This window comes from Jilunia laotingensis, assembly GCF_014385165.1.
GTDB classification, from domain to species: Bacteria; Bacteroidota; Bacteroidia; order Bacteroidales; family Bacteroidaceae; genus Bacteroides; species Bacteroides laotingensis.
In genome coordinates, this window is sequence record NZ_JACRTF010000001.1 from 772625 (window position 1) to 785144 (window position 12520).

The following is a 12520-nucleotide window of genomic DNA, read 5'->3' on the forward strand; positions in this document are numbered from 1 at the left end:
AAAGGTAAAAATGATCACGAGTAGAAAGATTTCACAGGTAGATGTTTTCGCGGGGAGCCCTTGGGAGGTAGCGAGCATAAAGAACCTGCTAATTGCAGCTTACATTGAAGTATCGACAAAAGACAAAGGAACAGACGGAATATTATTATCCGTACCTTGCGAGTATTACACCGCTGCCATGCGGGTAATAAGCAACCGAAGAGTTTCGTAGGTTTAAAGAGAATCGAAGCTGTACGACAAGCTTTGAATTTGTAATAATAGGATATGTCAGACTTTTGGCATATCCTATTATTTTGCCCGAAACAAACCGTTGTTCTTTCAGAGCCGGAGATTACCTTCTTTTCATCCTATAAAAGCCGATCCGATAAAGATAAAGTATACATTTATGTAGCCAAGAGTTATTGGCTTACAGTTATCACCATCCTTTATTTTTACATAATAATATTGTATTACTCTCTTGCCAACCACCTTAAATCAAGCAAACAGACCCTCTTGAATGGATATTAGCACCTACCTATTTAAATAAAGAGAAGTAATATTTTAATAAAAAGAATACCTACTTTAACCGAATCATCTCAATTATCTTCCTAATTTATAGTAAAATTAAAATCCGGCAGAAATTTAATTTTAGTAATCGAACAAATATTAATAAAAATAGACCTTGCAGTTGAAAGAAGTCTGCTGTTACTTTGCAGTGTCAAAACTTACACTCACATGAAAGAGAAAATGATTTATATATTTACAGCATTAATCAAATAATTTATGAGGAAATTTATTTTTGCTATTACAGGTGCTTTGCTACTGGGAACCACTGTCCATGCCCAGCAAATCAAAGGTGACTTTGATAAACAAACGGACTGGGGTGTACAAACATCATTTTCGGGACCCGACCCCTCTTTCACCGATATGGGTATTACTCCCGATGGGTGGTCAGCTTTGAATGTGACTCAGATGGGGCTCAATTTCCCATTAGTTTTCGGGGATGCCGGAATGGAAGGGAACGGAAAAAGTGTCAAAATGATGAATCGCAAATTGGGAGCTTTTGGAATCGGAGCCAATTCTCCAAGCTACATTACACTGGGTACTACCTGGGTATATGCCGATATTCTGGGCGTCATGTCCCAATTGGGAGACAAGAGCGATCCGGACGATAGCAACGGTGGCTCATTGGGTGGAATTGATTTCAACTTCCGTCCCGATTCAATCTCCGGTTATTTCAAGAGGTCACACGGTACTCAGAATCCGGACGAGATTGCCCAAATCATCGTTTATTCCTGGATCGGCACATCCAAGTCCTATTCACCTGTTGGCGACGGCATGGATCTCACGGAGAATCTTCCGAAAGAGGCACTCGTAGACCGGGACATAGATATATTAGGAATCCAAAATGACGGCAAACCGGCAAACGGTATAACGCTGATCGGTAAACAAATGTACTCGATCGAGGGAAACTTGCCCGATTGGACACGTATTTCCGTTCCGATCGAATACCAGCGTGAAGAGAATCCGATGAAGCTAAATGTGATCATCTCCTCAGCCGATTATTTCAACCGTTCCAATATCGGAACCGAAAATCAGTTATGGGCAGATAATGTCCGTTTCATCTACAATTCAAAATTGAAATCAATCACTATCGACGGTAAAGCACTGGATGGCTTCGATGAAGATACGTTGACTTATGTATTGCCACAAGCCGATGCGTCTAAAACCGTTGCAGCCAAAGCTTTCGGCAAGAATGCAAACGTGACGATCGGTGAACTGAAAGACTCGCAAAGAACCATCACAGTTGAAGACCTAACAGCTGCCGGAGTGAAGAAGCATGTCTACACCTTAATATATAAGGGCGCACCTGCCGAACTATCATGGAAACAGGTCAGCGCGGAAGATTGCGTATATGGAAATACGATCGACATTAAGCCGGTTTCAGCCAATACGGAGGGATTATTCAGTTATGAAATCAGCAATACCGATCTGGCTGAGATTGTGGATGGAAATCAGTTGCATTTCAAAGGAGTAGGTGAAATAAAAATTACAGCCAGACAAGCCGCAGGTGGAGAATATTCACCATCAGTGTCCGAGCCTCTGGTACTGAATGTCCGGAAAGCTCCGTTGGTGATCGGTGTAAAGGATATCGAACGTAAATATAATTACTCGGACGATAAATTCGAGTTCGTATACGAAGGACTGAAAAACGACGATGCCGAACATATCGACCGGGTATTCACCGTCAAACCCGTAGTATCTATTCCTGAACAGACACTACCGAACGGTAAGATATTGAAAACGACGAAAGGAGTTTATGTAGGAGAATATGTATTGACAGTTTCCGGTGCTACTGCAGCAAACTACGAACCGACCTATACAACCGGTACATTGACCGTGACCCCGGCCGCTCCTATAGTGATCGGAATCAAGGCTGCCAGCGTGGATGAGGGCAGCGACCTTCCGGTTCTGACGGTGGATTACAGTAAGTTGATCGGTGAAGACAAATTAGACCACTCTCTGGTATTCTCAGCGGAGCCTACCCTCAAAACTTCAGCAGTGAAAGGCTCTCCAGCGGGTACATACGATATCCTCTTCGATGCAGAAGGCACATTGACAGAAGCAGCTAAAAAGAATTATGAAAGCATTTCTTATGCCGAGAAAGGGGTGTTGACTATTAAAGCTATCAAGACTCAGCCTGCATTCGAGGATCTGGTAAGCAAAGTAGAAGGGTTGCCTGAAAAAGAATACGTATATGCCGGTTATACCGATATTTTAGGAAGAATTCTTGTCTATGACAAGGAAGGAAACCTGATGGATCCCGACCTGTTAACTTTCAGCACGAACTCAAACAGTGCATTCGGCATTGAAAAGAACGGGGACTACCGTTTGTGGGGAAGTGTAAATGGAGCCACTGGTGATGTAGAAATAAAAGTTACGGTAAAAGAGACAGAAACAACACTGCCTGTAACAGAAGTTGTAGGTCATACGCTCATCTTGAAAAAAGAAGCGAATATCCGTCCTAAGGATTTTGCTCTGTCTGCCGGTGATTTTATAGGAAACATGGGTGATGCATTTCCTATTTATATCCAAAGTGAAGAAATTCTGGAAAAAGACTTGGATGCTTTCGGTATGTTAGGAGCATTTGTTACTTGTCCGACATTGAATATTGAAACACCCGATGGCATTCTGAAACTGGAAGTAGATCCCGAAAGTGACTATAAAAACAGTTTCAAAGAAGAAGCGGTAGAGAAACTTCACCAATTGCCTACCGGAAAATATTCATTCACTCTGGAAGGAGGCGAATCCACACAATATGCCTACAACTATGACAATACGGTCAAAGGAGTAATGTTGGTACCGGGCAAGTCAACGGTTGAAATAAAAGGTATCGATAATTTGGTTTACGGACGCAAGGAACCGTTCAAGATAGAAATTGAAGCAAACGGATCTCCCGTCACTGAATATACGATTACCAAGAATTTTATTCAGGAAACCGATGCAGTCGGAGAATATAAAGTCCTGAGCGTAGGAACAGACACGATTACGTTTACCATCCCTGCCACAGAGCAGACAATCGAAGAAACCTGTGTACGGATACTGACTGTAAACAAAGCGACTTTGATCGTTACTCCGGAGGATATTATCTGCAAAGAGGGAAGTGTGGTGATTCCAGAAACATACGAGTTTAAATACGAAGGTTTCGTAAATGAAGATAATGCAAGCTCACTAGATGTCCTTCCTATTGGAATCTGCCAAGTAACAGAGACAGCAAAAGAAGGTGAAGTCTTTACGATTTTCGCAACCGGTGCAGAAGACGATCATTATGATTTCGTCTACCGTGAAGGGAAGTTTATGATCAACGGTGAACAGGGTATTACCAATAATACCGCAGACGGAAAGATCAGAGTACTCTTTACGAAAGGCAATCTCGTCATACAAGGAAACGAGGATGCTTTGCCCATTGCTATTTATAACCTTCAGGGAGTGTTGGTTGCCAACTTTGACGGTAGGGACGCTATTATCCCCGTAGCCCTTTCGGGTCATGGCATCTACATTGTCAGAATAGGTAATTACGCAAGTAAGATCGTTATCGATTAGTTTTCAATCTATGTAATAGCAAGAGTGTCTGTCAAAAGTCGTGCTTTTGACAGACACTCTTTTTTTTGTTTCAAGAATTTTCCGAACCATATCGATTCTTTTACGATCTGACCACTTTGAATATCTTTGCCATGTTTTGTGTTTGCACTTTTATGATAAAATCTTTCCTTAAAGATAACGAGCATATTGAACCTAAAAGAGTGAACCAATTCTTTCTCCTAAAGTATTCATATCCAAAAGGTAACGGAGATAAAAAGAAAGAGACGAACCGTGGAAAACACGATTCGTCCCTTAGAGTACTCGAAGCGGGACTTGAACCCGCACAGCCGCAATGGCCAAGGGATTTTAAGTCCCTCGTGTCTACCGATTCCACCATTCGAGCATCCTTTCAAAGAATGAGCGGAAAACGAGACTCGAACTCGCGACCCTAACCTTGGCAAGGTTATGCTCTACCAACTGAGCTATTTCCGCATTTTTTCAACGGGTGCAAAGATAAGAAGTTTACTTATTCCTGCCAAACTTTTTCGGAGAAAAGTTACAGAAGATATAATTCTAAACTAGATTTCAGAATATTCGACGAAGTTAGAATTAAATCATAAAAGCCGTTTTAGTTCAGAAACAATTTATTCTAACACCCACAAACTAATTACGTACTTGCAATGTCGTTCCAGAAACGACTGCGGTATAACGTTTAAGATACTCCTTACCTGCACCAGTAGGAGCCCCACCATTATTGAGATCATAGGTAGTTCCACAAGAAGGGCAAATTGCCTTTCCTAATCCATCATTCTGCACATTAATAGAAACAGTACGACTGGCTTCTACCGGACAAGCAGCCTCAAAAGCAAGATAAGTGTAACCATCAGAATAGACAGATTGACCAATAATAATCCCAGCATAACCAACAGGAATACCATGAACATTCTTTGTCTTTTTGATAAATTGCCCAGGTGTGGTCAATTTAGAATATTCAGCCTGCACAAGACTACAAGAAAAATCAAACCGGACATCCGGAATACTTGATTTATAATCATCACCACACGAAACCGCAATCACCGTCATCAAAAATATAAATATCAACCTTCTCATAATCATATCGTAAAATTAGCGTCCTAATAATGCTTTTTCTGCCTCTTCCATAGAATGGAAATTAAAACCATCTATCACATTCTGCATCAAAACAGAAATTTCATCATTACAAAGGTTGCCGATACTTCCTTCATGCGTATGATGTACTTGTTTGTCATGTGAGAAACGACCTGCTTCAATGTCAAGTCCTATTTTTTTATAAGCATCGCGGAAAGGCATCCCTTCACGAACTAATCGATTTACTTCCTCAACACTAAAAATAAACAAATACTTGTCATCATCAAGAATGTGTTCATTTACCCTTATTTCATTCATAATATAAGTAGTCATTTGCAAACAATCTTTCAATTCTTGGAAAGCGGGAAGAAAGACTTCTTTAATGATTTGCAAATCACGAAAATATCCAGAAGGAAGATTATTAGCAATCATCATGATCTGTTGTGGAAGCGATTGCAGTTTATTGCATTTGGCGCGTGTCAATTCAAAAACATCAGGGTTCTTTTTATGCGGCATGATACTTGAACCGGTAGTACAATCATCCGGTAACTTAACAAATCCAAAGTTCTGGCTATTAAACATACAAGCATCGAATGCCAACTTAGAAATAGTACCTGCAATAGTCGCCAAAGCAAAGGCTACATTTCGTTCCATTTTCCCACGGCCCATCTGGGCATAAACTACATTATAGTTCAATGAATCGAAACCAAGCAAACGGGTAGTCATTGTACGATTCAATGGGAAAGAAGAACCATATCCTGCTGCAGATCCCAAAGGATTACGGTTACACATTTTGAAAGCTGCTTGCAGAAAAAGCATATCATCTACCAGACTCTCGGCATAAGCTCCAAACCATAAGCCAAACGAGGAAGGCATAGCTATCTGTAGATGAGTATATCCGGGCATTAATACATTCTTATAACGCTCACTTTGCAAAATAAGCACATGAAAAAGTTGCTCCACAGCCTCTGCTATCTCTTTCAATTGGGTGCGGGTAAAGAGTTTTAGATCAAGCAATACCTGATCATTACGGGATCGCCCGCTATGTATTTTTTTACCGACATCCCCCAAACGACGGGTCAACATCAATTCGACCTGTGAATGAACATCTTCCACACCGTCTTCAATAACAAACTTCCCCCGTTCAGCCTCGGCATAGATATTCTTCAACTCAGCCAAGAGTCGAGATAGTTCTTCTTTTGTCAACAAACCAATGCTTTCAAGCATTGTGATATGCGCCATAGAACCCATAATATCATGTTTTGCCAAATAAAGATCCATTTCACGGTCATGTCCAACCGTAAAACGTTCTATATCTTTATTTACCTGAACGGATTTCTCCCAAAGTTTCTGTGCCATAATAGTCAGTAATTAGCAATGCACGAAGCAAGAAACAATCGCACACCACTCTCAGTTAATAATTAATCATAGAAAGCATGTCTGCCATTTTTTCCAACCCCTCTTGAAGAGGTTTCTGCACCATTGTTTTCATAAATGGGTTCAATTCCATTCCAATAGTGATTTTCAACTTACATTCTTCCACAGCAACAGGTGCTATTTGAATCCACATATTAAATGGAAGGGGAGAATTAACAGTCTCAAATTTAATACACTTATCCGGCTCACGGTCAATTATTTTCAAAGTCAACTGACCGACAGGAGCCACGCTAAAGCTCAATGTATCGGTATCGAAGCTTATATCTTTCACCTTATCCTCCGGTAAACGATCTTTGATAGCTTCCAGATTACTGAGATCAGCCAACTTATTATATACACGCTCCTGACCATAAGGTATTACCTTAACACTACTTTCAAATTTAGTCATTTTATTCTCTTTATAAAGACAAAGAAGAACAACCCGGGCAAAACATGTCCGAATAGCTCTTCCTATATTCTATTTCTATTTAATATTAATCTAAAATAATTGCTTACTTTCCAGCTTCCCAATGTGCAGGATCTTTACGCCATTTATTCAATGTCTCGATATCCGATTCTTCAATGTATCCGGTACGAAGTGCCACATCAAGTACAGCTTCATAGTTAGTCAAAGTCACTAAAGGAACTTTGGCATCTTTGAAAGCCTGCTCAGCGATAGGGAATCCATAAGTATAAGCAGCCACCATGCCGATCACCTCACAACCATCGCGGCGAATGGCATCAACAGCTTTCAAACTACTTCCACCAGTAGAGATCAAATCTTCAACCACCACAACTTTCATCCCGGGACGAAGTTCTCCTTCAATGAGATTCTCCAATCCATGATCTTTCGGAGTAGAACGAACATACACGAAAGGAAGATTTAACGCATCAGCAACCAATGCCCCCTGAGGAATAGCACCGGTAGCAACACCGGCAATGGCATCAACCTGTCCGAAACGTTCCAATATCAAACGTGTAATTTCAATTTTCACAAAATTCCGAAGAGACGGATAGGAAAGAGTTTTGCGGTTATCGCAGTAGAACGGTGACTTCCATCCGGAAGCCCAAGTAAAAGGATTAGCTGGTTGTAGCTTAATCGCTTTGATCTTCAGTAACTTCTCGGCAAATAATCTCTCTAAGTTTTTCATAACTAAACTAACTTGATAATTATGGTTGCAAAAATACGGAAATAGAACGAAACAAGAAAGAAGATTCCTGTTATTTTTTTCAATCGGTGTATGCTTCTTCGTCTGAAACTTCAATGCAGCATTTGATATCTTTCATTTCAAAGCCACGGCTCAAAGCAAAACGAATCAATTTTCCATTCTGTTCATATTCATCTTTTCCACGTACACTTTTTCTTTTGGAAGCAATCAAATCACGCAAAACCGCCAGATATTCGTCCTGATCAATTCCATTCAGACAACGCCAAGAAAGGTCGGCAGGGATCTTTTTCATATATAGCCCCTGTCCTATTTTCATCTTTCCCCATTTGGCAAAACGAAACTTATCATTTACAAAAGCACGGCAGAAGCGTTCATCATCAATGTATTTCTCGGCTTCAAGCCGTTTTACAATGCGCTCGATAGCTTCATATGCTATCCCCCACTTTTGTAATTTTTCACTAACTTCGGCCCTGCAGTGTTCCGCAGTGGCACAATAGGCAGACACACGAGTTAATGCCTCTTCTTCAGTCATCGTATTCATTTATATGCAGTTACTATTCTATCATTACCTGAAATATCTTTAATAATTCGAGGATTGCGATATCCCAAGTCAGTAAGCATACTCACAGTTTCAACACCGTAAGCACGATTTATTTCAAAATATAGTTGTCCTTCGCCCGTTAATAATTCTCTCCCCAAAATTGCAATGCACCGGTAAAAACAAAGCGGATCATTATCAGAAACAAACAAAGCCAATTCGGGTTCCCAGTCAAGTACGTTCAACTCCATCTCTTCTCGCTCAGCCTCTGTTACGTAAGGAGGGTTACTGACAATAATATCAAATTTTGCAGAGCCTATAGATTGATCCGCAAACACATCCTTCTTTTCAAAAAGAACGTTTGCCCCTAATACTTCATTGTTAGTACGAGCTATAGCAAGAGCATCGTCCGAGATATCCCACGCAACAACATCTTTATATCCCTCCAATGAAAGGGAAACAGCAATGCATCCGCTTCCGGTTCCAACATCCAGTATCCGAATGAACCGGTTCTTGTTTTCACTGATAATAAGCTCAACCAATTCAGCGGTTTCAGGACGAGGAATCAAGACTCCCGGTGCTACCTGAAAAGGCCTACCGAGAAAAGACGCAACACCTCGTATATATTGTATAGGCTCATTTTTCCTTAAACGCAGTAATATGTTTTCCAGTTCATGCTGTTTGCTTTCCGATAAATTGATATCTTTGCCCAAGTAAATATCGAGCGCATCCATACCCAGCATGTCACAGCAAATCATCATCACCAGGCTTTTTAATTCCTGAGGAGGATATAAATCTTGCAACGACTGACGGATATAAGCAGAAACTCGATTCATAAATTATTGTTTTTGGAGTGCAAAAGTACAAAATATTATAGCAAAAGGTAGAAAATGAAAGAAGAAAAATATATGCAACGCTGCATTGAACTGGCAGGAAACGGTTTATGCAACGTGTCACCCAACCCGATGGTAGGAGCAGTCATCGTGTGCGATGGGAAAATCATTGGAGAGGGTTATCATATACGTTGCGGAGAGGCACATGCAGAAGTCAATGCTATCCGATCTGTTAAGGACGAATCCTTATTAGAACGCTCTACAATTTATGTCAGTCTCGAGCCATGTTCACATTACGGTAAAACTCCCCCCTGTGCGGACCTGATTATTGAAAAAAAGATTCCCAGAATTGTAATAGGCTGCCAAGATCCTTTTTCAAAAGTGGCAGGCCGCGGTATTCAAAAGTTGCGTGATGCCGGCAGAGAAGTTATAGTAGGAGTACTCGAAGCCGAATGTCGTCAACTGATATGCAAATTCATTACTTTTCATACTTTCCATCGCCCCTATATCACTCTGAAATGGGCAGAATCTCAAGACGGATTTATTGACCTCAACCGGACTGCCGGCAACCCGGTAAAACTATCTACTCCGTTGACATCAATGATTGTACATAAAAAAAGGAGCGAATCAGATGCAATCATGGTGGGAACTCGGACAGCACTACTTGACAACCCTTCGCTGACTGTACGCAATTGGTATGGTAAAAATCCCATTCGAATCGTACTGGATAAAGATTTGTCTCTCCCGACCAGCCTCCACCTCTTCGACGGCAGTGTACCTACATTGATATTCACGGAGAATCAACATTCTCCGCTTTCCAACCCGGAATACATTGTCCTCAATTATCAAAAAGATATTCTGCCCCAAATAATGGAAGAGCTTTATAAAAGAGGAATACAATCGCTTTTGGTTGAAGGTGGTTCTATTTTACTACAATCATTTATAGATGCAGGATGTTGGGATGAAGCTTTCGTAGAGCAAGCCTCAAAAGAGTTACATTCCGGTGTTAAAGCACCTGAAATAAGGAATAAAATTAGTTATTCCACAGAAAAATGTTTCGGAGTAGAAATTAAACATTACTCAAACCTTGAAGTCTAAAACAGCCCTGTTCAGAGGGTTTTCTGTCGATAAAACGGGGATTATTATCTATAATTTTATATAAAACTTCCTCACAATCTTCTCTATCGGGAAAAATGTTCCTATTTTTGCAACTTGTAAATAAACACAATCTTTCAAATGAGAATAAAGTTTTTATCAGTCATTGTAAGTTTCCTACTCGTGTCATTTGCCATGAGTTCTTGCCTTGGTGATGATGATCCGGTCGAATACAGTCCGAATTCAATGTTAATGGCATTTGAACTTGATACTGTGCATGGAGTTAATTACAAATTCACAATAGATCAACTTACCGGTAAAATTTACAATGTAGATTCATTACCCGTCGGTTCGGATACTATTATCGATAAAATCCGAATTACCAAACTCAGTGTTTCCGGCTTCGTTACAATCAGAAATCATGCCAACACAGGAGATTCAGTCTTCAATATGGAAGATTCAGTCAATCTGGTGGGAACAATGGAAATTCTACCTGACGGCAAACCCGGAAAACCTTTCAAATTCAAAGTATGGACTATGGATATGAAATATTCAAAAGATTATTCTCTTTATGTACGTGTCCATCAGCAAGTGCCCGATTCTCTACAATGGGGGAAAGACGCCATGAAAGTTGATTTTGCTCCCACAATTACAGGGAAACAAAAATCCATTATTTATAAAGAACAAATATTTACTTACGCTGCCAATTCACCCGTTTATTCGACCAACTTGTCTGATGGCAGGAACTGGACATCAGGGGCTGCCAGCGGATTACCTTCCACTGACCTTACTTCCATTGTCACTTTTAGAGGTCTGTTATATGCTACAGTAGAAGGCAGTGGTAAAGTATACAGTTCGGAGGACGGACGGACGTGGAATGAAGTTCCTTCATTCGGTGAAGTAATCAGATTAATTTCTCCGATGAATAAAGGTTTATCGGGAGAGATATTAACCGGTATTAAAACATTTATTCCGGAAAACGTTGAGAGATTCTGTACGACTGAAGATGGAAGTGATTGGACACCCGGAGAGATTGCTCCACATAGTTTCCCACGTAACAACATTTCCGTAACAACTTACAATAACATAGTTGGAGTCGAGAATGTAGCAGTGGTAGGCAACGTAATTGATCCTGTAGAAAAAGTGGATACGGCTACTGTCGTATGGGCTTATATGGAAGGACAAGAATGGGTAGCCTTGAATACCGAATCCAAATACTCCTGCCCATTACTGAAAGATCCTTCGGTAATGTATTACGGTGGTGCTTTCTATGTTTTCGGCAAAGATTTCAAAACTTTCTATAAATCGGAAGCAGGTCTTGTTTGGAACGAAGTAAAAAGCAAATTCATGTTCCCTGTTGCTACTCCTTCTTCAGAAAACTCAGAAGCCACCAGAGGTTTCAGAGGAAAAGAATCAGATTACTCAATGGTAGTGGACAAGGATCACTTTATTTGGATTATGCGTAGCACTCCTAATGAAGTCTGGCGGGGACGTTTGAACCGTCTAGGTTTTAAAGTGCAATAGTAATATACAATTTTCAAATTAATCAGCCGTTTTATTAATAAACATCCACGTTATAAAAACAAGTAATATGGGATTGATTAAAAGAGCGCTGATTATATGTTTACTGTTACTGACTCTACCTTGCTTGTACCTTTCGGCTCAAGATGAAGATGAGTACAAAATGGAACTGGGTGGTGCATTAGGTGGAAGCTTTTACATGGGCGATGCCAATTATACCACACCGTTCAAGGATTTAGGATTTGCCGGAGGGATTGTGGCAAGATATATCATGAATCCCCGAATGGCAATAAAAGGCAATTTCACAGTCGGAAGGATATCCGGCGATACGAAGAATTTCAAAAACAAGTACCCGGAAAACGGAGAGGCAAGTTTCAAACGCACGATCTTCGATTTAGGGGCACAATTTGAATATAATTTCCTGGGATATGGAACAGGATATGGATTCAGAGGCGAACATCGGTTGACTCCTTATATATTAGGAGGAATGGGATTTACCTTTGCACCGGCACCAGCCGAAGGGATTTTCACAGTAAATTTCCCTATCGGAGTCGGAGTAAAATATAAATTAGCCCGTCGAATTAATATCGGATGTGAGTTTACAATGCGCTTCAGCATGAGTGACAAATTGGATGTCACCAACAAAGAAGGATTGCAACTGAATGATCCATACAGGATAAAAGGAAATGGTTTGAAGAACAAAGACAGTTACTCATATACCGTCTTTTTTATTACTTATGACCTTTTCTCCAAATGTAAAGAATGTAACAACTAAAATA

11 protein-coding genes and 2 tRNA genes are annotated in these 12520 nt (G+C 40.4%); 5 read left to right on the top strand and 8 right to left on the bottom strand.

Annotation, left to right across the window (positions count from 1 at the left end):
• Window positions 1–10 precede the first annotated feature (10 nt).
• Window positions 11–211 (top strand): DUF2007-related protein, encoded by a 201-nt coding sequence (locus H8744_RS03115; RefSeq protein WP_262433457.1) that lies wholly within the window; start codon window positions 11–13, stop codon window positions 209–211.
• Window positions 212–762: 551 nt separating this feature from the next.
• Window positions 763–4083: an MBG domain-containing protein gene (locus tag H8744_RS03120; protein WP_262433458.1), complete on the top strand. Its 3321-nt coding sequence runs from the start codon at window positions 763–765 to the stop codon at window positions 4081–4083.
• A 297-nt stretch (window positions 4084–4380) separates the two neighbouring features.
• Here H8744_RS03120 and H8744_RS03125 read toward each other — a convergent pair.
• The 8 genes from H8744_RS03125 to prmC form a co-directional block, all read right to left on the bottom strand.
• Window positions 4381–4465, bottom strand: a tRNA-Leu gene (locus H8744_RS03125).
• Window positions 4466–4481: 16 nt separating this feature from the next.
• A tRNA-Gly gene (locus tag H8744_RS03130) sits at window positions 4482–4554 on the bottom strand.
• A 171-nt stretch (window positions 4555–4725) separates the two neighbouring features.
• Window positions 4726–5172, bottom strand: coding sequence for a hypothetical protein (locus tag H8744_RS03135; protein ID WP_262433459.1), 447 nt, complete (start codon window positions 5170–5172; stop codon window positions 4726–4728).
• A 15-nt stretch (window positions 5173–5187) separates the two neighbouring features.
• Window positions 5188–6528: an argininosuccinate lyase gene (gene argH, locus H8744_RS03140; protein ID WP_262433460.1), complete on the bottom strand. Its 1341-nt coding sequence runs from the start codon at window positions 6526–6528 to the stop codon at window positions 5188–5190.
• A gap of 55 nt (window positions 6529–6583) precedes the next feature.
• The gene (locus tag H8744_RS03145; RefSeq protein WP_262433461.1) at window positions 6584–6994 is read right to left on the bottom strand and encodes an SRPBCC family protein; all 411 of its coding nucleotides are present in this window, start codon (window positions 6992–6994) and stop codon (window positions 6584–6586) included.
• A gap of 103 nt (window positions 6995–7097) precedes the next feature.
• The gene (pyrE, locus tag H8744_RS03150; protein ID WP_262433462.1) at window positions 7098–7736 is read right to left on the bottom strand and encodes an orotate phosphoribosyltransferase; all 639 of its coding nucleotides are present in this window, start codon (window positions 7734–7736) and stop codon (window positions 7098–7100) included.
• Window positions 7737–7815: 79 nt separating this feature from the next.
• Window positions 7816–8295, bottom strand: a complete 480-nt coding sequence (locus tag H8744_RS03155) for a regulatory protein RecX (RefSeq protein WP_262433463.1) — start codon at window positions 8293–8295, stop codon at window positions 7816–7818.
• Window positions 8292–9128: a peptide chain release factor N(5)-glutamine methyltransferase gene (gene prmC, locus H8744_RS03160; RefSeq protein WP_262433464.1), complete on the bottom strand. Its 837-nt coding sequence runs from the start codon at window positions 9126–9128 to the stop codon at window positions 8292–8294. The genes H8744_RS03155 and prmC overlap by 4 nt, the downstream gene beginning before the upstream one ends.
• A gap of 54 nt (window positions 9129–9182) precedes the next feature.
• Between prmC and ribD the strand changes: the two genes are divergently transcribed.
• The 3 genes from ribD to porG all read left to right on the top strand — a co-directional run bounded on the left by ribD (window position 9183) and on the right by porG (window position 12516).
• A complete protein-coding gene (ribD, locus tag H8744_RS03165) occupies window positions 9183–10223 on the top strand; it encodes a bifunctional diaminohydroxyphosphoribosylaminopyrimidine deaminase/5-amino-6-(5-phosphoribosylamino)uracil reductase RibD (protein ID WP_262433465.1) in 1041 nt (346 codons plus the stop codon).
• 138 nt (window positions 10224–10361) lie between these two features.
• A complete protein-coding gene (bamI, locus tag H8744_RS03170) occupies window positions 10362–11744 on the top strand; it encodes a BamI family beta-barrel-assembly machinery protein (protein ID WP_262433466.1) in 1383 nt (460 codons plus the stop codon).
• Window positions 11745–11811: 67 nt separating this feature from the next.
• A complete protein-coding gene (porG, locus tag H8744_RS03175) occupies window positions 11812–12516 on the top strand; it encodes a type IX secretion system protein PorG (RefSeq protein ID WP_262433467.1) in 705 nt (234 codons plus the stop codon).
• The last annotated feature ends 4 nt before the right edge of the window (window positions 12517–12520 follow it).

Coding starts and splice junctions, on each gene's coding strand:
- H8744_RS03115 (WP_262433457.1), top strand. CDS start 11: ATGATCACGAGTAGAAAGATTTCACAGGTAGATGTTTTCGCGGGGAGC.
- H8744_RS03120 (WP_262433458.1), top strand. CDS start 763: ATGAGGAAATTTATTTTTGCTATTACAGGTGCTTTGCTACTGGGAACC.
- H8744_RS03135 (WP_262433459.1), bottom strand. CDS start 5,172: ATGAGAAGGTTGATATTTATATTTTTGATGACGGTGATTGCGGTTTCG.
- argH (WP_262433460.1), bottom strand. CDS start 6,528: ATGGCACAGAAACTTTGGGAGAAATCCGTTCAGGTAAATAAAGATATA.
- H8744_RS03145 (WP_262433461.1), bottom strand. CDS start 6,994: ATGACTAAATTTGAAAGTAGTGTTAAGGTAATACCTTATGGTCAGGAG.
- pyrE (WP_262433462.1), bottom strand. CDS start 7,736: ATGAAAAACTTAGAGAGATTATTTGCCGAGAAGTTACTGAAGATCAAA.
- H8744_RS03155 (WP_262433463.1), bottom strand. CDS start 8,295: ATGAATACGATGACTGAAGAAGAGGCATTAACTCGTGTGTCTGCCTAT.
- prmC (WP_262433464.1), bottom strand. CDS start 9,128: ATGAATCGAGTTTCTGCTTATATCCGTCAGTCGTTGCAAGATTTATAT.
- ribD (WP_262433465.1), top strand. CDS start 9,183: ATGAAAGAAGAAAAATATATGCAACGCTGCATTGAACTGGCAGGAAAC.
- bamI (WP_262433466.1), top strand. CDS start 10,362: ATGAGAATAAAGTTTTTATCAGTCATTGTAAGTTTCCTACTCGTGTCA.
- porG (WP_262433467.1), top strand. CDS start 11,812: ATGGGATTGATTAAAAGAGCGCTGATTATATGTTTACTGTTACTGACT.